Raw genomic sequence first — 25,493 nt, 5'->3', positions numbered from 1 at the left:
CATTTCGGGTGTAGTTGTGTATGAAACCCATTAATATTCAAGAAAAATTCAAAAAATTTAATTCCCAATGGCATCCGCATCAAGTTGCGGTTGTGGATGATATGCAAGTACTTCTCGCTAAATTGCAAGGAGAATTTGTATGGCATAAACACGATGAAGAAGATGAATTATTCTTTGTACAAAAAGGCACCTTAGAGATGCATTTTAGAGATCGCATGGAAATAGTGAATGAAGGAGAAATGATCGTGGTACCAAAAGGTGTGGAGCATTGCCCTAAAAGCATTGAAAACGAAGAAGTTCACGTTTTGCTCTTCGAGAAAATTGCCACCAAACATACTGGAAACGTACAACACGAGAAAACACAAACCCAATATCCAAAAATCTAGACAGTGAAGATTTTACACTTAGATTCAAACCATCCATTACTCAAAGAAGAGTTAGCCACAGCAGGTTTTACCAATCATGAAGCTCTTACAGCTTCTAAAAAAGAGGTTGAAAAAAGAATCCAAGAGTACGATGGTATCGTAATTCGTAGCAGGTTTAAAATTGATCGAGAATTTCTAGATGCTGCTCAAAATTTAAAATTTATCGCCAGAGTTGGCGCTGGATTAGAAAGTATCGATGTTGAATATGCTACCCAAAAAGGAATTCAATTGTTCTCGGCTCCAGAAGGAAATAGAAATGCTGTGGGAGAACATACGTTAGGCATGATTTTATCACTTTTCAACAAATTAAATAAAGCCGACACAGAAGTTCGTTCTGGTTTGTGGAATCGTGAAGCAAATCGAGGTATCGAATTAAATGGAAAAACTATTGGAATTATTGGCTACGGAAACATGGGAAAAGCTTTTGCCAAAAAATTACAAGGGTTCGATTGTACGGCAATTTGTTACGATATTAAAGAGGGTGTAGGCGATAAAAATGCTACACAGGTTTCGTTAAAAACCCTTCAGGAAATGAGTGACGTTGTAAGTCTTCATACCCCCTGGACTCCCCAAACAAATAAAATGATCGACGCTGATTTTATTTCTAAATTCAAGAAACCATTTTGGTTCATTAATACGGCGAGAGGAAATAGTGTGGTTACTGCAGATCTAGTAGTTGCGCTTCAGAAAGGGCAAATACTTGGTGCTGGTCTAGATGTGTTAGAGTATGAAAAAAATTCGTTCGAATCACTATTTGCTTCCGACGCCATTCCTAAACCTCTTCAGAAATTATTACATATGCCTAATGTAATAGTAAGTCCTCATGTAGCAGGTTGGACAATTGAAAGCAAAGAACGGTTAGCACAGGTATTAGTGGAGAAAATTATTCAGAATTTTAAACCCCTATAAATTAACAAATAATGAAAAAAAGAGTAACAGGCTTGGGTGGTTTTTTCTTTAAAACTGAAGATCCTAAAGTGATTAAAGAATGGTATCGCAAACATTTAGGATTAAATACAGACGACTACGGCTGTACTTTTTGGTGGAAAGATGAAAACGGAACCAAATGTTCTACACAATGGAGTCCGTTTAAAGAAGATACGACCTATTTTGAACCAAGCAAAAAGCAATTTATGATGAATTTTAGGGTAGAAGACCTTGTAGCGCTTTTAGCCACTTTAAAGAAAGAAGGAGTTACAATTGTTGGCGAAATTGAAGAATATGATTACGGAAAGTTCGGTTGGATTCTAGATGCTGAAGGAAATAAAATAGAACTCTGGGAACCAATTGATACCGCATTTTTGTAAAAAATTTAATACATTTAAAGTTTATAAATCAACCTAATTAACATGGAACAAAATACAAATGAAGGATACGACAGCACTAAAAAGAAGATGGACAATGCTGCAGACAATTTTGAGCGTGAAGCAAAAAACACAGCAAACGATTTAAAAGAAGGATGGAATCAAGTTTCCTCGGGGGAAGAAAATAAAAAATTAATTGCTGGTGTACTTGCCATTGTAATTGGCTCTTTGGGAATTCATAAATTTATTCTTGGATATACAAAAGAGGGAATTATTCAAATTATTATCACTGTAGTAACATGTGGTATTGGCAGTATAATTGGGCTTATTGAAGGAATTATCTATCTAACTAAAAGTGATGAAGAGTTTTATCAAACGTATCAAGTAGGACGCAAACCTTGGTTTTAAAACCTTTAAAGTCTTTGGGTATAACACTAAAGACTTTTTTATTAAATTTACACATTGCTATATTGCAATAACCTTATAATACTATTAAAAGATTTATGGGCGTTTCTAAAAGACATATTCACTCTATGAGTGTAAATCAATTAGCAGATCTTGCCAAAGTACTTTCGCATCCGGCTCGTATTTCTATATTAAACTATATTGGTGATTGTGACGGTTGCTTATGCAAAGATATTTCGCAACATATACGATTATCGCAACCTACTACTTCACAGCATCTTCAAGTTATAAAAAAAGCAGGATTGTTAAAAAGTAAATTCGAAGGCAAAAGCCAACACTATTATTTGCACAAAGATCGACTTTCAACTTTAAAAGAATTATTCAATAATTTCTTTGTCGCTACAGAAAAAAAATGTGATCTTAAAAAGGCAACTAAGACTATATAGTTTTATTCTTTTCCATCGCATTATAGAGTTATAATATCACTTACATATATTAAAAGGATACTCTTTATACTTACTAATGGGGTGCCATTAACACTTGAATTGCTTCATTTTAAACCGTTTCTAAGAAAAATCGCACAAAAATTGTAGTCAAAATAAAAGCGTTTTTTAAAAATGCCTTAATAAAAACAGTCTTTTAATCCTTTAAATACAGCACTTCATCGAATAACGCATTTAAAATTAGTTCTTTTAACGATAATAATTGCTTTTTATCGATAATTATATATTACTTTTATCTGCCTTGAAGTTTAAGATAGTCTTTCTACCCTAAACCTTTAGACCCCAAATTTTAAAAACTCCTCTTATGAATTATTTAAAAACAGAACCTATTTCTGATAAATTTTTCCTAGAAGGTCTACTTGAAAATCAATTAAGCGATGGAAATTGGTTAGTTGAAATTACAAACCCTGCACTCTGTAAAGCAAGTTCCTCTTTTTGGAAATCTCTAGGTTATAGCGATGGTTATAAAACATTAGAAAAATTTCGATGGGAGTTATTTATTGTAAATGAGGGAGGTAATAATCTTCACGAGGAAATAAATAATTTTCTTAATAATCATTTTTCAAATGCGACATTTTCGAAAGAGGCTAAGTTTATAAAAAAAGATGGCTCTTTTATATGGATGGCTGCTAAAGGTCGTATTGTACTAGATAAAAATAAGAATCATCTTCTCTTTATATCGTTTACAGATATATCAAAATATAAGAAGAAAGAAGAATCTTTTCAGAAAAAAATTGATTTTCATAAGCAACTAATCGAGGGTACCAATACAGGGACATGGCGTTGGAATCCGAGAACAGAAGAATTAAAAATAAACTCTTGTTGGGCTAATATATTAGGGTATACACTTGAAGAATTACATCCCATTACCGGAGAAACTTATAGAACTTTAACCCACCCCGATGATGTAGAAAAATCAACGGAAGTCTTTCAAGAGCACGTAGAAGGAAAAACTCCTTTTTATGAATTTGAAACCCGAATGAAACATAAGGATGGCCATTGGGTATGGATTCGAGATAAAGGAAAAGTAATTTCTAGATATAAGGACGGCACACCCAAATGGATTGGAGGGTCTCATCAAGAAATAACTCAGCATAAAAATGATGAATTACAGCTTTCTAAATATAAAGATCTTTTAGAACGTAGTAATGAGGCCGCCAGAATAGGTAGCTGGGATATAGATTTAAAAAATAATAATCTTACTTGGTCTAAAACCACAAAAGAAATTCACGAAGTAAATCAAGATTATATTCCAGTCAGCCAAACTGCTTTAGATTTTTATAAAAAAGGGACTTCGTACGATACCATTATACAGGTATTTGAAAACTGCATTACCAAGGGAGAAAAATACGATGTAAACGTAGAGATTATTACAGCAAAAGGCAACCATAAATGGGTGCGTGCAATTGGCATTCCAGTAATGGATAATGGAGTATGTACACGGGCATATGGGTTATTTCAAGACATTGATAGAATTACTAAAGCACAAAAACAACTTGAATTTAAAGAGAAACAATTACGCTTAACTTTTAAAAATGCAGCCAATGGAATGGGAATGGTCGATCTTACCGGGAAATGGATGAGGGTTAATAAAAGTCTCTGTAAAATTTTAGGATATACTGTCGAAGAATTGCTTCAATTAAAATTTCATGACATTACACACCCCGAAGATCTGTCTAAAAATCTTCCCTATTTTAATGAAATGCTCTCGGGAGAAAGAGATCACTATAAAACTGAAAAAAGATACCTTCATAAAGACGGACATTCGCTTTTTGCAAATCTTGCTGTTTCAATTGTTAGAAATGAAGAGAACCAACCGCTGCATTTTGTAGCACAAATCACCGATATTTCAGATAAAAAGAAAAAAGATAAAAAAATTAAAGCCCTCTTAGATGTAACTGTAGAACAAAATAAAAGGCTTCTTAATTTCGCACATATCGTTTCACACAACTTAAGGTCTCATTCTGGAAATTTTTTAATGTTACTCAATCTAATCGAAGAAGAAATTCCGGCTCATACTCAGAACGTATATTTCCCTTTTCTTAAAGGGAATGCAGAAAACCTCTCTGATACTATTACTGGTTTAAACGAAGTAGTTAAGATGAGTGCTCATGTTAATGAGCAATTAAAATCAGTTAATTTATTAACAACAATAGAGGGGATAATTTCTAATTTGGCACCTACTTTAATACAGCCTGATTTTTTAATTGCTATCGATATAAATGAAGATATAACAGCAAAAGTTATTCCAGCTTATTTAAAAAGTATCATCTTAAATTTGTTAACAAATGCTATCAAATACCAAGACACCAAAAAAGATTCATACCTTCAAATTGCTGCTTCGGTAACCAATAACAACCTCATAATTAGTTTTAAGGATAATGGTTTAGGGATCGACATGGAACTGTACGGCTCTAAAATATTTGGAATGTATAAGACTTTTCACGACAATGAGAACAGTCAAGGTATTGGTTTATTCATTACAAAAAATCAAGTTGAAACTATGGGAGGAACAATCTCAGTAGAAAGTGCCGTTGGAGTGGGTACCACATTTCAGATCACCTTAAAGACCGAAGAAAAATAAAAGCATTCTCAAGCTATTTTATATTTAAAATAAAAGATTAACAAGAATATTCTTTTTTTTGCTACCTTTTAACTCATGTTAATAGACGCAACATTTCTCATAGGTTTTTCATTACTGTTACTGCGTATAATAATCGCTATTATTTTCTTTTCTAGTGGAAAAAACCATATTCTCAATGCTGAAGAACGAGCAGATAGCATAGGAATGTCTACAAAGAGCACTAAAGTTTTAGGTATCATTGAAGTGATTGCTGCTGTTTCTTTAGCGCTTGGAATTTTTACGCAGATTGGTGCTATCATTGTTATTCTCATTATGCTAGGTGCAATCTATAAAAAAACGGTCGAGTGGAAAACCGAATTTTTTGCCGAAGAAGGCTATGGATGGCACTACGATGTATTTCTTCTGGCAGGTTCACTAGTGATTTTAGCTACAAGTGGTGGTTATCTCACATTTTATTAGAAAGATATCTGTAACAATACTCCCGTTTTATTGTCCTATTATTAGATCATTATGAAAATTCTAACCAAAGGAAATTATTACGGAGAAAAAAAAACAGAAATCACATGTAATGGTGTGGTTCTTTCTGAATATTCGTATCACATCCCCGAAACCGATTGGCATTTTCATGAAAACCCTTACTTTATGTACGTGTTACAAGGGGAAGTATTTGACAGCAACAAAAAAAGAACGCTAGCATGCGCTTCTGGAAGTTTACTCCTTCATAACTGGGACGAACAACACAGTAATAAAAAACACTCAGATAGCGCACGTGGATTTCATATAGAATTTGAAAGGAGTTGGTTCGAAGAAAAAAAATTATCTATCGATCTCGCCACAGGAAGTACACACATCGAACATCCAAAAATGCATCACATCCTCGCCAAGTTATATTTTGAATTTCATTGCCAAGACACGTTTTCAGAAGTAAGTATAGATCTGTTATTGCTTCAGTTATCGGAAGGCATTCAGGTACAAGAAACAACTTTAAAAACCGACGAACCAAATTGGGTAGCATCTTTAAAAAGCTTACTTCATGAAGAAACCGAAGACCTTTCGCTTACATCACTGTCAGAAAAACTAAACGTACACCCCATGCACCTGTCACGAGCAGTTCCCAAATACCTCGCAACAACGTTGGGCGATTACATACGACAACAAAAAATAAAAAAAGCATTTGGATACCTCTTAGATCCCAAATTATCACTCACAGAAATAGCCTACCGCTGCGGGTTTTCAGATCAAAGTCATTTTACACGCACTTTTAAAACATACCTTGGTTATACTCCTTCCGTGTTTCGAAATAAAATAACAGCATGTTAATTTCATTCTATTTTACGAAAAGAGCATCCTTTATCTTTGGCATTCATCAATACCTAAAAAATGAAATCACTTCTTTGTTGTATCATCCTTTCTTTTTTCAGTTCACCGCTAATAGCGCAGATTGATTTTTCAGAAAAAAATTATATTAAAAATTCCCTTCTTTCTGAAATGGACACCAAGGTAATAGATGGAAAATATGAGAATATCACTAGCATTTTAATTGCGCAAAATGGGAAGCTTATATTCGAAAAATATTATAATAATACTTCGGAAGCAACCCAACACAATGTACGTTCGGGCACCAAAACGATCGCTACCTTTTTAACCGGACTTGCAATCGACAAAGGTTTTATTACTTCGGAAAAAGACAAAATATTCCCTTATCTGAAACATAAAAAACCCGTTAAGAACCCCGATCCTCGTAAGGAACACATTACCATCGAAGATTTGCTCACCATGAGTTCTATGCTTGAAGCAGATGATGGTAATTATCTTTCGAGGGGCCATGAAGAACGCATGTATTATATCGAAGATTGGACACAGTTTTTTATAGATCTTCCCATTCGTTCATATCCATTTAATCCACCTCCCTCAGAGCAACCTTACGGACGGTTTTTTCACTACGCATCGGCACAGGCAGCTGCTGTTTCAGAAATTGTTGAAACCGCAATTGGAAAAAAAGCAGATGTATTTTTAAAAGAAAATCTGTTCGACCCGCTTGAAATTTCAGAATACAAACTACATTATACCCCTTCCGGATACCTTAATACCGCTGGTGGAAGCGAATACCGAAGCCGTGATTTTTTAAAATTAGTTCAATTGTGTCTTCAGAAAGGAACCTGGAATAACAAGCAAGTACTTTCTAAAACATGGATTGAAAAAGCAACATCTCCCAAAGCTAATGCTAGAGAAGGTGTAGATTATGGCTATTTTTTATGGATAAACCCCTTCGGAAACGAAACAAAATACGATGCCTATTATATGGCTGGAAATGGTGGAAATAAAATGGTCGTCATCCCCGCACTTAATGCTACTGTTGTTATTACCACCACCAACTACAATAATCGAAATGCACACAACTATACCGACGAGCTATTAAATTCTTATATCGTACCTGCTTTAGAAAAATAAGCGAAATGGTTTTTTAAAACCTGTTTTTAAGACGTAATTTTTAGTAGCTTCGTAAAAAAACAGCATGAATGCTATCTTCCATTACATTGTTACTCAGGCTGCCAAAAATAAGGTTAAAGGGAAAAAGCAAAAAGCTTCAAAAAAAGGGTTCGACCATGCCTTTCTCGAAACGAAGGTAGAAATAACTCACCTTATTAAAGACAGCGCGATGATTCTCTTCGGAATTGTGTCTGCCTGTGTAGGGCTCAATGGGTTTTTACTGCCAAACGGTTTTATCGATGGTGGCGTTACAGGAATTTCCTTAATAATTACCGAATTAAGTGGATTTTCCCTTTCTATATTACTACTTATAATTAACCTGCCTTTTGTGATTATGGGCTACTTTTCGATAGGAAAACAATTTGCCTTTCGAAGTTTAATTGCTATTCTTCTACTAGCATTATCGGTACATTTTATTGAGGTCCCCACCGTTACAGACGACAAGTTACTTATTGCCGTGTTTGGAGGATTCTTTTTAGGAGCAGGAATCGGTCTTTCCATTCGAGGCGGATCGGTTATTGATGGCACCGAAGTATTGGCAATATTTATTAGCCGCAAAACAGCGTTATCTATAGGTGATATTATACTGCTATTTAATGTTCTCATTTTTGTTTGTGGAGCATATATATTTTCTATTGAAACCGCTTTATACGCCATGCTTACCTATTTGGCTGCTTCTAAAACTGTGGATTTTGTAGTGTCTGGAATTGAAGAATATGTAGGTGTGACAATTATTTCTGAAAAAAGCGAAGCTATTCGACTTGCTATTATTGAGAAAATGGGGCGGGGCTGTACGATCTATAATGGAAAACGCGGATTTGCAAAAGAAGGAGAACCCCTTAAAGACACCGAAATTATTTACACCTTACTCACCCGTTTAGAGTTGGCAAAACTAGAAACAGAGGTTGATAAAATTGATAAAAATGCTTTTTTAGTAATGCATAGTATTAAAGACGCCAAAGGAGGTATGATTAAAAAACGCCCTATGGAATAATCTTTATAAAAGTAATTCTATTTCTTACGAATTAAGCGTAGCAATTACCTTAGCTACATTCTTAGTTTCGAAAAAGCGAATACTTCTAATAGTGAATCGCAATACACGACTTTTGGTGGTAGTAAGTTTTTGAGCTACCAATGCAATACAGCGATCTCTCTCGCTAAGTTCTGTGTCTTTCCTTGGAGAAATATGATACTGGTTTGCAAACAACCAAGCACCATCACGAGCTATATTAATACTAAATGTTACCACTTTATCTTCTCTGCCTTTACCCACTTTTTCGAGTAAGAAGAACATGGGAGATACTTTACCTATTCGTTGTTGTACATCGTCGACCATACTCCCAAGAATTTCATTGATGGTATTAAAGTCTTTTTCAAAATCTGCTAGGTCCCCATGTTCACCGACTGTCTTTGCAACAGCAACTCCTAGATCCAAATTTATATGTGCATTAATACCCAATAATAAATGCTGCATAATTAAAAATACATTCTCTTTTGCAGCATTAAAGGCAGCTTTCCAACTTTCAGAAAGAGTTAATCCGCTATTGTATTGATGGTAAGCTTCGATATAACGATTGGCAAAAAGTACATCTAGCTTTTCCATTCGTACGTTGTTCTCAAATTCGTTTTTTGCAATTCCTTCTTTAATACGGAGCGTTACTTTTCTATACAACACTGGGAAAAATGCCATCGTAGAACCCTTTAGAGTTTCAGAAGCAATAATTGAATCTAATTGAGAAATCACCTCATCGATGGTGGTAGCTGGTACCATAGAAAAAAGTATTAATACTATTAAAGATAAAGAACACTATTCCTCCTCTTTTTGCCCGTTGGCATATTTCTTTTCCAATTCTTCCTGGAATTCTTCCATTACTGGCTTTACCGTACTTTCGGGTAGGTCGGCAATACGAATATACATTAAACCATCCACGGCATTGTTAAATAGGGGGTCTACATTAAAAGCAACAACTTTTGCATTCTGTTTAATGTATTTTTTAATAAGTACCGGAAGGCGCAAATTACCCGGTTCTACCTCATCAATAATTTTGTCGAACTTATTAAGGTCTGCTTCGCTTGCGTCGAAAATAAAATCTTTGTCGGCATCTTTAAGTTTAACCTTGTATTCTTTCTTCGGATTTATATACTGCGCAACATAGGGGTCGTAATAATTTGATTTCATGAATTCGATCATTAGCGATTTAGAGAAATCCGAAAATTTATTACTAATACTTACCCCACCAATTAAATATTTATGCTCCGGATAACGTAAAGTAGTATGTACAATTCCCTTCCATAATAAGAACAAAGGCATGGGTCGCAACTGGTATTCACTAATAATAAATGCACGTCCCATTTCAATAGATTTTTCCATCATGGGAAACAATTCTGGCTCAAACCGAAATAGGTCTTGCAAGTAAAACCCATCGATTCCATATTGAGGAAAAATCTGAGATCCTAGTCCCATACGATAAGCTCCTGCTAGTTTTTTAGCTTCATTATCCCATAAAAACATATGGTGGTAATGCGAATCGAATTTATCTAGATCGGTTGCATTGTTAGTTCCTTCCCCTACTTCACGGAATGTAATTTCCCGTAACCGTCCAATTTCTTGAAGAATACTCGGGATAAATTTCGCCTGGGACAGAAACACTTCGTAATTCTTGCTTTGTAGTAAGCGTTTTTCATTGGTTCGAAGGGCTTCTATTTCTGCTTCCATAGATGCGACCGATATAGCTCCGGCAATTTTTCGTGGTGCTTTCGGAATCTTCAGTGTTTTTGGTATGTTTTCTAATAATTTTTTCTTCTGAAACGGATTCGCAAGCATGTAGGTTTTCTTCCGAAGAAATGCTGTATATGTTTCTAACGATTCATGTTCTTCTTGATCGGCAATCGAAATAGGGTTTCCAATTCGCACTTTAATTACCCGCTCTTTTTGAGTAAGCAACTCACTTGGAAGCTTTGCGGTTCTTAGTGTATCACTCATTTTTGCCATGCGATAGAACAATTTGCTATTTCTCGCATGAAAATAAATCGGTACCACCGGCACTTTCGATTTTTTAATGAGTTTCATTGCGGCAGGTTCCCATTCGCGATCCACAATTTGTTTCCCTTCATTGCTAGTAGAAACCTCTCCTGCAGGAAATATTCCAAGAGGATGTCCTTCTTTAATATGACGCATTGAATTCTTAAAACCCATAACGCTCGATTTCACATCTTTTCGATCTTCGAACGGATTTACTGGCATGACGTACGGCTTTAATGGCTCGATGCGATGTAGTAAAAAATTAGCAATGATCTTAAAATCGGGTCGGTGTTCAAGAAGTATTTTTAGCAATAAAATTCCGTCGATACCCCCTAATGGATGATTGGATATAGTGATAAACGGCCCTGTTTTTGGAATTCTTTTTAAATCTTCCTCGGGCATTTCAAATTCGATTTCGAACTCTTCAAGGAGCGCATTAATAAACTCAAGATCGCTTAAATGCTTGTTTCTATCGTAAATTTTATTGAGTGGAGAAATATTTAATACCTTTAGCAACGACCACCCCATGAAGGTGCCGAGATAGCCAAACTTATCTAAGTTAATGGCTTTTGCAATCTCTTTTGCGTTGACTAATCCCATGAAATTGGCGAAGTTTTTAGTCTGGTAAAGATAGGAAAACCAATCGATACTATTCCATTATGACCAATTGAACCGTTTCTCTGCTTTCTTGTTTCAGCAATACTTTTTTATCTTTTGTAAGCGCCTTAATTTCAGACGGTTTAGAATGTCGCACTGTATATATAGTAACTCCTTCATTCCATTGCACTCTAAAGTTCTCTCGTAGCTTTGCTAATAATGCCTCTAGGTTATTAAATTTATTATCGATGCAAACCGAAAAACTAATCGCTGAATTCTGAATTAACTCTACCTTCATTTTAAAGGTGTGAAATAACTGAAACACTTCACTTATGTTATCTTCCATCATAAATGAAAAATCGAGTGAAGAAAGCGAAATAAGGGTTTGGTTTTTCTTGAGAATAAAACAAGATGTAGCTGGATCTAGCGTAACTCCTTTACCAACACACGTTCCAGGTGCTAAAGGATCTAAAAAAGATTTTACAAACAAAGGAATTTCCTTTCGTTGTAAAGGTTGTAATGTCTTGGGATGAATTACCGACGCGCCATAAAATGCCAACTCGATGGCTTCCCGATATGAAATATGGTTAAGTAATTGTGTTTTAGAAAAATAGCGCGGATCGGCATTTAATACCCCTGGAACATCTTTCCAGATCGTAACCGATTCGGCGTCTAAACAATAGCCAAAGATCGCTGCGGTATAATCACTCCCTTCCCGCCCGAGTGTGGTCGTAAAATTATTCGTGTCTTCAGCCCCTAAAAAACCTTGCGTTACGGTGATCTGCTTTAAACCAACGTGTTCTTTTATTTTTTGTTGAGTGGTTTCCCAATCTACTCTAGCATCGCGGTAATTGGCATCGGTTTTAATACACGTTCGAACATCTAGAAATGTATTTTTTATTCCAGTTTCTGAAAGATACGCCGACACAATATTTGTTGAAAGCAATTCTCCAAAACCAACCACTTGATCGTACACGTAAGCGTGATGTTTGGATTTGGTTGTTTTTAAAAAAGTTTTCATTTCTGAAACCAGATCCTTTACTACTGAAAACACTTCATGCGAAGGCTGTGAGAACAATTCTGAAACAATATTGTGATGGTATTCGTATACGTTACTTATAGCTGCCTCTAGGTCTGAAGCATCTCCGAAATAATGAGTAACTACTTCCTCCAAAGCATTTGTCATTTTTCCCATGGCAGAGATTACTACCACTAATTCAGACTCATTGGTTTTATTTAAAACAGTGACAACATTTTTAACACCTTCCGCATCTTTTACAGAAGCTCCACCAAATTTAAAAATTTTCATAATTTACTTTTTCTCTCGTACGATTATGTACTTACCTTATTTGTTTCAGTTTAAAATACTATGATTACATGTCTTGTTTCCGTAGAAATTAGTGTTCTCTTAAATAGTGCTTTAAACCATCTTCATGCATGTGTACCACGTGCCAATCGTATAAAACATTAGCACCCGTTCGTTCATAGAACTTTATTGCGCCTTTATTCCATCCTAATACTTCCCACTGTATGCGTTTAACACCTTCGGTGCGACCATAGTTCATCACTTCTTTATATAAGGATTCACCAACACCTTTCCCACGCATAGAATCTTTCACGACAAGGTCTTCTAAATGTAAGGTACGTCCTTTCCATGTTGAAAATCTAAAATAGACAAGTGCCATTCCAACAATCGTATTATCTACTTCCGCAACAAAACAGCGAAACAACGGTGTTTCTCCATAGCCGGCTTCCTTTAAATCATCTGCAGTAATCGCTACAGCATCGGGCTCTTTCTCGAAATCGGCAAGTTCTTGAATAAGTTCAAGGACCTGTGGCATTTCATCTTTTTCTGCAATACGAACAATTGGTTGCATAATTCTGTTTTTGATCCACAAATATCGGTTCAATTTCTTAAAAATCCCGATATTTGACGCAAATTCAACATACCCTACAACTCATGGCTAAAAAAAATCAGACGCTTGGCGAATTCATTATTGAAAATCAAAGCGAGTTTAAGTATTCTTCTGGAGAACTTTCACGACTTATCAATTCTATTCGACTGGCCGCTAAAGTGGTAAACCATGAAGTAAACAAGGCAGGTCTTGTTGATATTTTAGGAGCAGCAGGTGACACGAACATACAAGGAGAAGACCAACAAAAATTAGACGTGTATGCAAACAATGCTTTTATAAAGACCCTTACAAATCGCGAGATTGTTTGTGGTATTGCAAGCGAGGAAGAAGACGATTTTATTACCATTCGAGGTAGAAATGAAAAAAATGATAATAAATATGTAGTATTAATCGATCCCTTAGATGGTTCTTCTAATATTGATGTGAATGTTTCGGTAGGTACTATTTTTTCGGTGTATCGTCGTGTTACTCCCTCGGGAACCCCTGTAACAATAGATGATTTTTTACAACCTGGCAATAGACAGGTCGCGGCTGGGTACATAGTTTACGGAACTTCTACAATGATCGTGTATAGCACTGGTCATGGAGTGAATGGATTTACATTAAATCCCGCAATTGGAACCTATTACTTATCGCATCCTAACATGCGGTTTCCAGAAGATGGGAACATCTATTCTGTGAATGAAGGCAATTACGTGCATTTCCCGCAGGGTGTAAAAGACTACATTAAATACTGCCAACAAGAAGAAGACAACAGACCCTATACAGCACGCTACATTGGATCTCTGGTTTCAGATTTTCACAGAAATATGATTAAAGGGGGAATTTATATTTATCCCAATACCTCTAAAGATCCAAAAGGAAAACTTCGTTTACTCTATGAATGTAATCCAATGGCGTATATTGCAGAACAAGCAGGAGGAAGTGCGAGTGATGGAACAACCAGAATTCTAGATATTGATCCAACCGAATTACACCAGCGTGTACCCTTTTTCTGTGGAAGTAAAAACATGGTGAAAAAGGCTGAAGAATTCATGCAAAAAGCTTAAAATTCTTACAAAATGTTATAAATCTGAAAAAAAAGTCTAATTTTAAGATCATATTAAGTAAAGATGAGTAAGAAAAATACCACCGATACCCAAGAAGAAAAAATAGATTCTGCCTCAAAAATTGAAGCGATCAAAAATTTAATTTTTGGTGAAAATATTCAACAATACAACAGTGAATTTGATTTACTGAAAAAGGATATTGAGGATAAGAAACAACAGATGGAAAGCTTCATAGATGAAGTGAGAAACGAATTAATGCAGTCCATCGATTCGTTAAGTACAGATGTTAATATTCGCATTACCGATCTTGAAGCTTCTTTACAAGCAAAGACCGATGCACTTTCAGAAAAGAAAATGGATCGAAGAGAATTGGGGCAACTCCTCATTAATCTTGGAGAAAAAATAAGTTCATAGGTTGCAACTACCCAAATAATGGTACAAGAGGAAGAAGAAAAATTACAACTTCTTAGGGACATTCTGTTAATAGACGACAGACAAGTCGCCGATGCCATTGCGCAACGAATTGATCTTATTACTGAAACCATTGAAAAAAAGGAAAAACTTTCAGAAAAAGTAGATCCAATCATCGAAGAACGACTTACAAGGTTCGTTTCTGAAATTCCCGTTTCATTGGGTCCCGTGATTACCCAAACTCTTAAAGAAGAAATAGAAAATTCAAAAGAACAAGTTGTCGAAGCACTATACCCTATTATGGGGAAAATGATTAAGCGCTATATTCAGCATGAGATCGAGATGCTTTCAGAAAATATAAATAAAAAAGTAAATAATACTTTTTCATTAATTAGTTTTAAACGTAAAATTCGTGCCCGTTTTACTGGTGTTCGTGAAAGTGATTTAATGATTAGTGAGATCGACGCGCCCCTTGTAAATGAGTTATTTGTAATTCAGAAAGGATCGGGTTTGTTATTAGGGAACTATAGCAATACCAGTAGAGTAGATAAAGATATGGTCTCTGGAATGCTTACTGCCATTAAAAGTTTTGTTGAAGATGCATTCGACGGGGGAAATCAAGACCTCGAATCTATTGAGTACGAATTATATAAAATTCACATTCAAAATTTTCATACCTACTATATAGCTGCCGTTATTTCGGGTACGTACAGTAGGAGTTTTGAAAATATATTGGAGAACAAATTATTAAAATTATCGAAAAGCCTCTCCTCAAGTATCTCTTCGCTAACTAAAGAAGAAATCGATGGCATCTTAAAACGTTTCTTTCAAAAATGGAGAGTACCAAAAAAATAGTGCTATTAGGACAATTTGGGGTTGGTAAGACATCCTTATTAAGGCGTTTTATAACCGATGAATTTTCAAAGGCGTATAAAACAACTCTAGGAGTACAGATAAAGAAAAAGACCGTCGAATTACCTTCAGGAAAGATAATGTCGATGATTATTTGGGATTTAGAAGGCTTCTCATCAGTTACTAAAACAAGAGCCTCATATCTGTTTGGTGCAAGTGCTTTTATTCATGTGTTCGATCTAACACGACCTGCAACATACCAAAATTTAGAAGAGGAAATAGCATTTATAAAAAGCAAGTATCCTAAGGTTCTTTTAAAAACAGTAGGAAATAAATGCGACGAAAAAACACCTAATGATTTTTTAGAGTACATTAAAGATTCGTCTGTAGAGGTACAAATGTACACAAGCGCTAAAACAGGTGAAGGTGTTAACGAATTATTTATGGAAATCGCTAAAAAATTGAAGCATAATGACTGATATCCTTAAAACATTTTTTTCTAATAAAGTTCAAGAAATACAAACCAACACAGAAGGTTTTGTAACACAGAGCAGTAACTCTATTTTTAAAATTGAAATTGGCAGAAGTATATTCGACCTTCATCCTTTTTTTGAAAGTCTAAAAAATGAGCTCATTGTAGACGATAATTTAAACATGGCTTTCCCATGTGTGCAATTAGATATTAATAAAAACGAAATCGTATGCGATATAACCATTAAGAAAGAAAGAGGATATTTAGCAATATTATTATTCGATTATACCGACCATTACGAAAACCTTCATGAAGCCGCCCAAGAGAAAAAAGCAGCCTTATTAAATGAGCAAGCCTTTGAATTAAACACAAAACATAAAGAGGAGCAAAAGGCGTATTTAGGCGTGATAAAAGAACGAATTAATACTAAGGTTTTAAAAGAAATGGAATTTTTAACGGTAGATATTCAGAAATTAAAGGCCACAAGTTTATCTGAAGAACAAGAGGCGTTAGTTCTAGATATTGAGAGAAATATTAGTGCTTTACACCAAAAAACAATTCAAATTAATAAGGGTATCGACGTAGATTTAGGCTAATTTTTTTTATACTTGCGTAAAGAAATTAACCTATGCCATCTTCAAAAAAAATTGTAATGCTTGGTCACTTTGGCGTTGGTAAAACAAGTCTCGTGCGTCGGTATGTAGATAGTGCTTTTAGCGAGGATTATTTAGTTACCCTTGGTGTTCAAGTTAAAAGTAAAGAGGTAAACTATAAAGGCGAAACCATCAAGTTAATTATTTGGGATATTGAGGGTAATACCTCCTTAGACTTGGCACGAAAATCTTATTTAATGGGCTCTCAAGGTTTTGTGTATGTTTTCGACGTAACTCGCCCAGAGACGTTCAATCACTTACAATCAGAACTCGACTTCTTAGGGACTAACTATTCAAAAGTGCCTTACGTTTTAGTAGGAAACAAAAAAGACCTTATTTCTTCCGACCAAATTCAACAACAGTTTTCAGATAATATTTTTCAAAATACAACATTCACAAGCGCAAAAGAAGGAGAAAACGTGGAGAGTTTTTTTCTTGATTTGTTAACTCAACTTATATAGTATGGGTGTTTCAGAAATAAAACAAGCATTTCTAGCTTCAAAAATTCAGGTTCTTCAAATAGATACTGATGGAACCATACTTAATTCTGAAAATACTATTTTCTCATTTAAAGAGGGAATAAATCTAACAACCATACATCCTTTTTTCGAAGGTATTATCCCTCTTTTTTCTGAAGTAGAAGATAATTTGCATTTTCCATGTGTCAACTTGTACATTCAAGATCAAGAATTAATCATGGATGTAAAAGTGATTTCTAATAACGACTCGCTTTTTTTGATCCTTGCAGATTTCACCGAACATTATCGGGATTCTCATCCTCTAATTCAAGAGAAAAATGAAGTTTCTATCGCAAAGCATAAACTTGCTTACGAGAAAGAATTACTCATTGCAAAAGAAGAAATTAAAAACAAATTTTTAGCACACCTAAACCATGAGGTTCGAAATCCTCTCAACAGTATGTTGGGATTTATGGATTTATTTAAAAACACTAAGCTAGATTATGAGCAAAAAGAAATGCTTAGTGTGATGAAAAAAACTGGAACTCATTTAAAAGTTTTAATGGATGATCTTCTGGATATTTCTAAAATAGAAAAGGGCGAGATCGAAATTAAATCTGTTCCTTTTAGCCTTAATGTACTTGTTGGAAATCTTCTTAAACATTTTCAATTAAAGTATGCAAATGATGCTATTGAAACTGAGTTAATAATAGAAGATAATGTTCCTTCTAAGATTATTAGCGATCCCACTCGAATTAATCAAATATTTTATAATCTGCTTGAAAACTCTTTTCTAAATACAACTCAGGGACACATTACAGTCACCCTTGCACTAAAAAACAAAACCACTCTTTTCGCTACTGTAAGAGATACTGGTAAAGGAATTCCAGAAGAGAACCTACCAAAAATTTACGATTCGTATTATCAATTAGAATACGATGAAACCCTCCCGATGGGCGAAGGTCTAGGGTTACGAATCGTAAAAGAACTTACACAATTACTAAAAGGAACCATTACGGTTACTAGTGAAGTTAACGTTGGAACAACCCATTACCTCACCTTGCCATTTACTGCGCATAACAAAACCGAACGCAAAAAGAAATCGGTACCTAAAGGCACTGGCATTATTTTAAGCAAACGCATCTTATTTGCAGAAGACGATAGCGATCACCAAATGTTGGTAATGAAAAACTTCTTAGACAACGATGATAAAGGGTATCAACTTGATATTGCAAACAATGGTAAAGATGTGGTTAAGAATATTGTAAAGAAAAAGTATGATCTTCTCATTCTTAAAATGAAGTTACCAGATCTTGACGGATTTAAAATCTTAAATTTTATTCGAAATCACGAAAATGAAAACATTCAAAAACTACCAATATTAGTAGTAACGGGAAGTACTATGAAGTTTGAAAAAGAAGCCATTCTATCTGCAGGAGCCTCTTCATTCTTACCTAAACCTTACACGAGCAACGATCTCTTTAAAGAAATAGATTCGCTAATTAGATAACCTATTTTTTATTTAATAAGTATCTATAGTCCTCCATATCGAGGCCACCACTGTAAATCTCAATAGAACGCTTTATAAGCTTTTGAGCAAGTTCGGCAGAATACCCTAAACCAATTGCATACTTTTCGATTAAAAAACGCTCATGATCATCAATTTCATGATCCGCAAAAATCATTTCAAAAAGGTCATGCATACGTTCTAAACGACGATCTGCAGAGTTAGGTGGGTTTATTGGATACTTTCCAGGATTCTTTAATACTGCATCATATTCAGACTCATCAATATCAAGTTTTCGAGCAAAACGACGAAGCATTTTCTCCTCTTCTGCGTTCAATTCCCCATCAATCGAAGCCATGTTGGCAATAGACGCAAAGTGCCCTAAATTTCTTCCGTGCTCTCCGCTTTCAAATAAATCTGTAAATGACATAATACTTATTTTGGCTACAAATATAACGTTTGCCAAAAATAATTCCGAGCAAAGAATAAGAATCTTTTATTTTTTTTCTTCGGAAGAAATCCCCTAAACTTTTCTTAATTCTGAAGCATCCTTCTTCCAAATAAGTAACTTTATAGAGCTACTGAAACAAGAAAATGAAACAACCATTACTCGTATTTAACGAAAAGGGAATTTACTGTGAGCAAGCCGATGTGTATATTGATGCTTGGCGTCCTGTAGACAAGTGCATTATCACACATGGCCACGCCGATCATAGCCGTTGGGGACATAAACAATACATTACCCACCATAAGAATACATCTATCATAAAACATAGATTAGGCGATATTATCGTTACGGGAAAAGCATGGAACGAGACATTTGTAATAAACGGAGTCACTTTTTCGCTGCATCCTGCAGGACACATAGTCGCGTCTTCTCAAGTACGGGTCGAATACAAAGGCGAGGTCTGGGTGTTTACTGGTGATTTTAAAACTGAAAACGACGGCTTAGCAGAAGCCTACGAACCAGTAAAATGCCATACATTTATTACCGAATGTACCTTCGGATTACCCGCCTTTAAATGGACACCCCAAGCAGAAGTGTTTAATGATATTAACAATTGGTGGGCTACCAATCAAGCTGAAGGAAAAACCTCGGTGCTTTTTGGATATAGTTTAGGAAAAGCACAACGATTGCTGAAGCATCTCGACCCCTCCATCGGAAAAATATACACCCACGGTGCCGTTGAAAATATGACCGAAGTACTTCGCGAACATTACGATTTCCACGAAACCATTCGTATAACCCGCGAAACAACCAAAGATGAATTAAAAGGTAATATTGTGATTGCCCCACCAAGCGCACATGGCGGAACTTGGATTCGAAAAATGGTGCCATATGTAACGGCTTCTGCTAGCGGCTGGATGACCTTTCGAGGCGCAAGAAGAAGACGTGCCATGGACAAAGGGTTTGTTCTAAGCGATCATGCTGACTGGGACGGACTTCTCGAGAGTATCAAAACAACCGAATGTGAAAAAGTAATTACTACCCATGGATATACCGATATTTTTGCCCGCTATTTACGCGAAGAATTAGGCTACGACGCGCGAACCGAAAAAACACAATACGAAGAAGAAGGCGCTGAAGTGGGCGATAAAAAAGAAAAAGAGGCAGCTTCATGAAACAATTTGCGCAACTCATAAAAGCCATAGACAGTACCAACAAAACCTCTCTAAAGGTTGAGTCACTTACACAGTATTTTTTAAATGCTTCGGAAGAGGACAAATTATGGACCATCGCTATTCTTTCACACCGGCGACCCAAACGCCCTGTAAATACAACATTATTAAGAGAATGGGCAACCGAAATAAGTGGAATACCACTTTGGCTGTTCGAAGAAAGCTATCATATTGTTGGTGATCTGGCTGAAACCATCGCACTTATTATTCCTTCTTCAGAAAATGAATTGGATAAATCTCTTTCAGAATATATTTCAGAGATCATTACTTTGAAAACACTTCCCGAAATAGAGAAAAAAGCATATCTACACGAAAACTGGCTGAAGCTTAATTACTATGAGCGATTTGTTTTTAATAAGATCATCACCGGAAGTTTTCGTATTGGGGTAAGTCAGAAATTAATGACCCGAGCCCTGGCCAAAGCAACTTCAATCGATGAAGATATTCTAGCCTATAAATTAATGGGAAACTGGACGCCAGAAACCACCACCTTTCAGAAATTAATACTCGAAGAAAATGAAGAAGATTACCTTTCGAAACCCTATCCGTTTTATCTTGCCTATGCCGTAGAAGACGATTTTCAAACAGATTTAGGCGACATCAACGATTGGAGTTTCGAACACAAATGGGACGGTATTCGTTCTCAAGTGATCATTCGAAATCGGGAGGTTTTCGTTTGGTCCCGAGGCGAGGAATTGGTGACCGATAAATACCCCGAATTTCAACGTTTTTTAGAAGAAATTCCAGATGGCACTGTACTCGACGGAGAGATCCTACCGTTTATTGATGGAGATATTGCAAACTTCAATTCTCTTCAAACCCGTATTGGTAGAAAGAATATTACCAAAGCAATGCTTCAGAAAACACCCGTAATTCTTAATGCATACGACCTCTTGGAGTGGGAAGGGAAAGACATTCGACAATTGCCTTTTTCAGAAAGAAGAGAACTTCTAGACAAGCTTATAAGTCAGTGTAGTTGTGATGAAATTGGATTGTACCTCAGCGAAACCATGAACATTACTACTTGGGAAGCTGCCGCAAAAGAACGTGAACGCTCACGTGAAAAACGAAGTGAAGGCTTAATGCTAAAACGGAAAAATTCGCCTTATCTGGTAGGTAGAAAAAAAGGAGATTGGTGGAAATGGAAAACCGATCCTTTTACCATCGACGGGGTACTTACGTATGCAATGCGAGGTCATGGAAGACGTGCCAATTTATATACCGACTACACTTTCGGACTTTGGGATGGCGACGAACTGGTAACGTTTGCCAAAGCCTATTCGGGACTTACCGATGCAGAGTTTAGAAAAGTAGATGCATGGATCAAAAAGAACACACTAGAACGTTTTGGGCCTGTGAGAAGCGTAACGCCACATCACGTATTTGAGATCGCTTTTGAAGGCATTGCAGAAAGCAAACGACATAAGAGCGGTGTGGCTACACGATTTCCGAGAATTCTTCGATGGCGGCAAGACAAACCTATTGAAGAAGCTAATACAATAGACGATTTAAAAGCTTTAATACCAAAGTAAAATTTCTTGCCCTATAATTAAGAATAACTTACTAAACTTTGTATTCAATAGAAAACACAAAATATCCCGCTACAAAAAAATTCAATTGAATTTGGTGTAGCGGGATTCTTCTAAGTATTTAGGAAGTAAATTAAAAATTCCTCTTTTATAAGTAAGCTTTAAAATTCTACAGTTTCCAAACTAGTCGTTGCACCTGTAGATACTGAAACGTTTTCGACCACAATTACAGGTAGATCTAGGTCTATATCTGCTTCATAGGTTACGGTATATACACCTTCTGGTACTCCCGATAAAAGAAAAGCTCCCACATCATTAGTATAGGCGGATATCGTATCAACACCATTTTCTGCGGTAACCATGGTTTGAATTCCTAATGGTAAAACATTTCCAGCAATTGCTCCTGTTTCAGCAACAGTAGTGGCACGAATCACAGGCTTAAGCTTGTATTGGCCATTCCCTTGTTGTAAAATGGATCTGTCTACATCAAAATCTAACACAAATTCATAAAAAATTCCGTCTTCAAGAGTTTCATTTACTTGAATTTTTAAACCAGACTGTTGTGCGGAAGGAGTATCTAACGAAAATGTTTCTCCATCAACTACAATGGTATTATCGTCCCCTAGTATAAGACGTATCTGACTAATATCTCCGGCGGGTATTTCTTCATCCACCAATAGAACACTCACTCCTCCAGTTAATTCAAGAAGATCATAAATACCTGCATTAATGTCTGTAAAAAACACCTCATCTTCTTCACCATTATATTTTACAACCACATTTTCAACATCTACAAAAACTGCATCATAATCTCCAGGATTATCGGTTAATTTAATGGCCATTCTAGCCGTTCCGTTTTCTGCATTCTGAGTAGTAGAATCATCATCACTACAGCTAACCAATCCCACAAACAGTGTGAGTAATACGAGGCTTTTCAAAAAAAATTTCATATGTTTTATTTTTTATTTTCAATAAATTTCTATTTTCTACACACTACTTGAGCTGGTTTTAACACCAATTAACGTAGCTGTTAGGAATTCATTAACGGTCCGGAAGCAAGAATAGCCACTGATTATCTATATTTTAGATGGGTTAAATTGCAACATCGTAATTGCTTTTTTTATAATAAAGAAGTCAAAAAAATTTAATGAAAAAAACAGAGCTTATCAAGCTAGCCAGTTCATGGTTTCAGAAAAAAAACTGGAACGAATTTCCCTTTCAGAAAAAAACATGGAACGCTTTTCTCGATGGCAAGCACGGGCTTCTAAATGCACCTACAGGAAGCGGAAAAACGTATGCCCTTTGGGTACCAATCGTTTTACAATACATAAAAGACAATCCCGACTATAAGACGAAACATGCCAAAGGACTAAAAGCTATCTGGATCACTCCTTTACGGGCTTTATCGGTAGAAATTCAGCAATCTGCCCAACGATTCGCGGATGAACTAGAAACTGGACTTACCATTGGTATTCGAACTGGTGACACCCCACAAAGTGAACGTGCAAAACAAAAAAGAAACATGCCCGATTTGCTTATAACGACACCCGAGAGTCTTATGCTTCTATTAGCTTCAAAAGGATACGAGAAAGTTTTTGGAAACCTCACTGCAATTGTAGTAGACGAATGGCATGAATTATTAGGCAGTAAGCGCGGCGTACAAATGGAACTTGCACTCTCCCGATTAAAAACAATTTCGCCAAATCTGCGTATTTGGGGAATTTCGGCGACTATTGGAAATCTTGAAGAAGCGCAAAACGTTCTTCTTGGAATGGATCCAGAATTCAGAAAAAATTCGGTGCTGATCAAGTCAAAGCAAAAAAAGAAAATAAAGGTGATTTCTATCATTCCGAAGAAAATGGAAACCTTTCCGTGGCGGGGTCACTTAGGTTTACACTTGCTAGATGATATTATTCCTATTTTAAAAGACAGCAAAACCACAATTATATTTACCAACACACGAAGCCAATGTGAAATTTGGTTTCAGAAAATACTTGCCAAATATCCGGAATTCGCTGGAGAGATCGCCATGCATCACGGAAGCATCGCTAAAGAAACCCGCCTTTGGGTAGAACAAGCCATTCGTAACGAATCTTTAAAGGCAGTTGTTGCTACTTCTAGCTTAGACTTAGGGGTCGATTTTGCGCCGGTGGAAACGATCATACAAATTGGAGGTCCGAAAGGAATTGCTAAATTTTTACAACGTGCAGGACGAAGCAATCATCGTCCAGGAGAACCTTCCGTGATCTATTTTCTTCCCACTCATGCGCTAGAATTAGTAGAAGCTTCGGCCTTAAAGCGAGCGGTTAAAGAAGAAGTGATGGAAGACCGCATCCCATATTTATTGAGTTTCGATGTGCTAATTCAATATTTAGTGACCTTATCGGTAAGCAACGGATTTATTCCGAAAGAACTATTTCCCGAAATTAAAAGCACGTTCTGCTACCAAGGTATTACTGAAGATCAATGGAAATGGTGTCTCAACTTTATCACGATGGGAAGTCAAAGCCTACAGGCATACGATGAATACAAACGTGTTGAGGTTACTTTGGAAGGAGTGTTTAAAGTAGAAAGTAAACGTATCGCGATGATGCACCGACTTTCGATCGGGACCATTGTAAGCGATGCGATGCTGCAAGTGAAATACGTGTCTGGTGGATTTATAGGCACCATCGAAGAATGGTTTATAGGCAAACTGAAACCAGGTGATACGTTTGTGTTTGCCGGAAGAACACTCGAACTAGTACGGCTACGTAATATGGCAGCCCAGGTTCGACGGTCTAATAAAAAATCGGCCACTGTAGTAAGTTTTATGGGAGGACGGTTGCCCTTATCGTCGCAAATGAGTAAAATATTAAGAGAAGAATTACAAAGTGAAGCCGAATACAAACGCAATACGCCAGAATTAAAAGCACTAAGCGAACTTTTTGAACGACAGGAGTTAGAATCGATTGTGCCAAAACAAGATGAGTTCTTAATTGAAACTTTTAAAACCCGGGAAGGCTATCATGCATTGTTTTATCCGTTTGAAGGTCGCTTTGTACACGAAGCCATGAGCGGTTTGCTGGCTTATCGTATTAGTTTGCTGCTGCCAATTACTTTTTCGCTGGCGTATAACGATTACGGTTTCGAACTGTTAAGCGACCAACCACTCGACGTGCAGCAGGTGATTGATAATAATTTGTTCTCTTCGGAATATTTATTCGATGATCTTCAAAAAAGTCTGAATTCTACCGAACTTGCCCGACGAAAATTCCGCGATGTGGCGGTGATCAGTGGGATGGTTTTTCAAGGATATCCTAATAAGATGATTAAAACGAAGCACCTTCAAAGTAGTTCACAACTGTTATTTGATGTGTTCCGCGATTACGAACCCGACAACTTATTGTATCAGCAAGCCTTTAGAGAAACGTTTGAACATCAATTGGAAGAAGGTCGTTTACGAATGGCGCTAGAACGAATTGCCACACAAACAATAATCTGGAAGCAATGTGAAAAACCAACCCCTTTTAGCTTTCCTATTATCACAGATCGTTTACGAGAAAAGTTGTCTTCAGAAAAATTAAAAGACAGAATTAAAAAAATGACGCTTCAATTACTAAAATAATTTCATCTCTTCAATGGCTGCTGTATCTT

General features: G+C 36.1%; 26 protein-coding genes. 20 read left to right on the top strand and 6 right to left on the bottom strand.

Features of this window, described 5'->3' with window-relative positions; translation table 11 throughout:
* Positions 1 to 20 precede the first annotated feature (20 nt).
* The 10 genes from ULVI_RS06760 to ULVI_RS06715 all read left to right on the top strand — a co-directional run bounded on the left by ULVI_RS06760 (position 21) and on the right by ULVI_RS06715 (position 8,705).
* Positions 21 to 386, top strand: a complete 366-nt coding sequence (locus ULVI_RS06760) for a cupin domain-containing protein (protein ID WP_068590998.1) — start codon at positions 21 to 23, stop codon at positions 384 to 386.
* A 3-nt stretch (positions 387 to 389) separates the two neighbouring features.
* Positions 390 to 1,334: a 2-hydroxyacid dehydrogenase gene (locus ULVI_RS06755; RefSeq protein ID WP_068590996.1), complete on the top strand. Its 945-nt coding sequence runs from the start codon at positions 390 to 392 to the stop codon at positions 1,332 to 1,334.
* 11 nt (positions 1,335 to 1,345) lie between these two features.
* Positions 1,346 to 1,732 (top strand): VOC family protein, encoded by a 387-nt coding sequence (locus ULVI_RS06750; protein WP_068590995.1) that lies wholly within the window; start codon positions 1,346 to 1,348, stop codon positions 1,730 to 1,732.
* A 42-nt stretch (positions 1,733 to 1,774) separates the two neighbouring features.
* A complete protein-coding gene (locus ULVI_RS06745) occupies positions 1,775 to 2,137 on the top strand; it encodes a TM2 domain-containing protein (protein WP_068590993.1) in 363 nt (120 codons plus the stop codon).
* A gap of 125 nt (positions 2,138 to 2,262) precedes the next feature.
* Positions 2,263 to 2,580, top strand: a complete 318-nt coding sequence (locus ULVI_RS06740; protein WP_197463483.1) for an ArsR/SmtB family transcription factor — start codon at positions 2,263 to 2,265, stop codon at positions 2,578 to 2,580.
* Between the two features lie 361 nt (positions 2,581 to 2,941).
* On the top strand, positions 2,942 to 5,221 hold the full coding sequence (locus ULVI_RS15320) for a sensor histidine kinase (RefSeq protein ID WP_082830795.1): 2,280 nt from the start codon (positions 2,942 to 2,944) through the stop codon (positions 5,219 to 5,221).
* A 75-nt stretch (positions 5,222 to 5,296) separates the two neighbouring features.
* Entirely contained in the window at positions 5,297 to 5,680 is a 384-nt protein-coding gene (locus ULVI_RS06730) for a DoxX family protein (RefSeq protein WP_068590988.1), read from the top strand.
* Positions 5,681 to 5,731: 51 nt separating this feature from the next.
* A complete protein-coding gene (locus tag ULVI_RS06725) occupies positions 5,732 to 6,541 on the top strand; it encodes a helix-turn-helix transcriptional regulator (protein WP_068590987.1) in 810 nt (269 codons plus the stop codon).
* A 60-nt stretch (positions 6,542 to 6,601) separates the two neighbouring features.
* A complete protein-coding gene (locus ULVI_RS06720; protein WP_082830794.1) occupies positions 6,602 to 7,672 on the top strand; it encodes a serine hydrolase domain-containing protein in 1,071 nt (356 codons plus the stop codon).
* A gap of 64 nt (positions 7,673 to 7,736) precedes the next feature.
* Positions 7,737 to 8,705, top strand: a complete 969-nt coding sequence (locus ULVI_RS06715; RefSeq protein ID WP_068590985.1) for a YitT family protein — start codon at positions 7,737 to 7,739, stop codon at positions 8,703 to 8,705.
* A gap of 24 nt (positions 8,706 to 8,729) precedes the next feature.
* Here the strand turns inward: ULVI_RS06715 and ULVI_RS06710 are convergent, their stop codons facing one another.
* The 4 genes from ULVI_RS06710 to ULVI_RS06695 all read right to left on the bottom strand — a co-directional run bounded on the left by ULVI_RS06710 (position 8,730) and on the right by ULVI_RS06695 (position 13,207).
* Positions 8,730 to 9,482, bottom strand: coding sequence for a DUF5995 family protein (locus ULVI_RS06710; RefSeq protein ID WP_068590983.1), 753 nt, complete (start codon positions 9,480 to 9,482; stop codon positions 8,730 to 8,732).
* A gap of 36 nt (positions 9,483 to 9,518) precedes the next feature.
* On the bottom strand, positions 9,519 to 11,333 hold the full coding sequence (locus tag ULVI_RS06705; RefSeq protein ID WP_068590980.1) for a GNAT family N-acyltransferase: 1,815 nt from the start codon (positions 11,331 to 11,333) through the stop codon (positions 9,519 to 9,521).
* A 49-nt stretch (positions 11,334 to 11,382) separates the two neighbouring features.
* Positions 11,383 to 12,639 (bottom strand): aspartate kinase, encoded by a 1,257-nt coding sequence (locus ULVI_RS06700; protein WP_068590978.1) that lies wholly within the window; start codon positions 12,637 to 12,639, stop codon positions 11,383 to 11,385.
* An 88-nt stretch (positions 12,640 to 12,727) separates the two neighbouring features.
* A complete protein-coding gene (locus ULVI_RS06695) occupies positions 12,728 to 13,207 on the bottom strand; it encodes a GNAT family N-acetyltransferase (protein ID WP_068590976.1) in 480 nt (159 codons plus the stop codon).
* An 83-nt stretch (positions 13,208 to 13,290) separates the two neighbouring features.
* Here ULVI_RS06695 and fbp point away from each other — a divergent pair, with 83 nt between their 5' ends.
* The 7 genes from fbp to ULVI_RS06660 all read left to right on the top strand — a co-directional run bounded on the left by fbp (position 13,291) and on the right by ULVI_RS06660 (position 18,651).
* Positions 13,291 to 14,295: a class 1 fructose-bisphosphatase gene (gene fbp / locus ULVI_RS06690; protein WP_068590974.1), complete on the top strand. Its 1,005-nt coding sequence runs from the start codon at positions 13,291 to 13,293 to the stop codon at positions 14,293 to 14,295.
* Between the two features lie 63 nt (positions 14,296 to 14,358).
* Positions 14,359 to 14,709 (top strand): fructose 1,6-bisphosphatase, encoded by a 351-nt coding sequence (locus ULVI_RS06685; RefSeq protein ID WP_068590972.1) that lies wholly within the window; start codon positions 14,359 to 14,361, stop codon positions 14,707 to 14,709.
* 18 nt (positions 14,710 to 14,727) lie between these two features.
* Positions 14,728 to 15,561 (top strand): cell envelope biogenesis protein OmpA, encoded by an 834-nt coding sequence (locus ULVI_RS06680; RefSeq protein ID WP_068590970.1) that lies wholly within the window; start codon positions 14,728 to 14,730, stop codon positions 15,559 to 15,561.
* The gene (locus tag ULVI_RS06675; RefSeq protein ID WP_068590968.1) at positions 15,540 to 16,037 is read left to right on the top strand and encodes a Rab family GTPase; all 498 of its coding nucleotides are present in this window, start codon (positions 15,540 to 15,542) and stop codon (positions 16,035 to 16,037) included. Before ULVI_RS06680 ends, ULVI_RS06675 begins: the two co-directional genes overlap by 22 nt.
* The gene (locus ULVI_RS06670) at positions 16,030 to 16,626 is read left to right on the top strand and encodes a hypothetical protein (protein WP_068590966.1); all 597 of its coding nucleotides are present in this window, start codon (positions 16,030 to 16,032) and stop codon (positions 16,624 to 16,626) included. The genes ULVI_RS06675 and ULVI_RS06670 overlap by 8 nt, the downstream gene beginning before the upstream one ends.
* A gap of 32 nt (positions 16,627 to 16,658) precedes the next feature.
* Positions 16,659 to 17,144, top strand: coding sequence for a Rab family GTPase (locus tag ULVI_RS06665; protein ID WP_068590964.1), 486 nt, complete (start codon positions 16,659 to 16,661; stop codon positions 17,142 to 17,144).
* 1 nt (position 17,145) lies between these two features.
* A complete protein-coding gene (locus tag ULVI_RS06660; protein ID WP_068590962.1) occupies positions 17,146 to 18,651 on the top strand; it encodes an ATP-binding response regulator in 1,506 nt (501 codons plus the stop codon).
* 1 nt (position 18,652) lies between these two features.
* Here the strand turns inward: ULVI_RS06660 and ULVI_RS06655 are convergent, their stop codons facing one another.
* On the bottom strand, positions 18,653 to 19,078 hold the full coding sequence (locus ULVI_RS06655) for a tellurite resistance TerB family protein (RefSeq protein ID WP_068590960.1): 426 nt from the start codon (positions 19,076 to 19,078) through the stop codon (positions 18,653 to 18,655).
* A 164-nt stretch (positions 19,079 to 19,242) separates the two neighbouring features.
* On the opposite strand from ULVI_RS06655, the gene ULVI_RS06650 reads away from it, so the two are divergent.
* Positions 19,243 to 20,271 carry a ligase-associated DNA damage response exonuclease gene (locus tag ULVI_RS06650; protein WP_068590959.1) on the top strand — a complete coding sequence of 343 codons (1,029 nt, stop codon included), beginning with the start codon at positions 19,243 to 19,245 and terminating at the stop codon, positions 20,269 to 20,271.
* Complete coding sequence (locus ULVI_RS06645) at positions 20,268 to 21,860, top strand: ATP-dependent DNA ligase (RefSeq protein ID WP_068590957.1); 1,593 nt, start codon at positions 20,268 to 20,270, stop codon at positions 21,858 to 21,860. The genes ULVI_RS06650 and ULVI_RS06645 overlap by 4 nt, the downstream gene beginning before the upstream one ends.
* A gap of 158 nt (positions 21,861 to 22,018) precedes the next feature.
* On the opposite strand, the gene ULVI_RS06640 is transcribed toward ULVI_RS06645, so the two are convergent.
* A complete protein-coding gene (locus ULVI_RS06640; RefSeq protein WP_068590955.1) occupies positions 22,019 to 22,807 on the bottom strand; it encodes a DUF4382 domain-containing protein in 789 nt (262 codons plus the stop codon).
* 197 nt (positions 22,808 to 23,004) lie between these two features.
* Here ULVI_RS06640 and ULVI_RS06635 point away from each other — a divergent pair, with 197 nt between their 5' ends.
* Positions 23,005 to 25,464 carry a ligase-associated DNA damage response DEXH box helicase gene (locus ULVI_RS06635; RefSeq protein WP_068590954.1) on the top strand — a complete coding sequence of 820 codons (2,460 nt, stop codon included), beginning with the start codon at positions 23,005 to 23,007 and terminating at the stop codon, positions 25,462 to 25,464.
* The last annotated feature ends 29 nt before the right edge of the window (positions 25,465 to 25,493 follow it).

It is taken from the genome of Cochleicola gelatinilyticus, from assembly GCF_001637325.1.
Lineage (GTDB): Bacteria > Bacteroidota > Bacteroidia > Flavobacteriales > Flavobacteriaceae > Cochleicola > Cochleicola gelatinilyticus.
The sequence above is the reverse complement of the archived record's forward strand: the minus strand, read 5'-3'. Positions and strand labels throughout refer to the sequence as shown.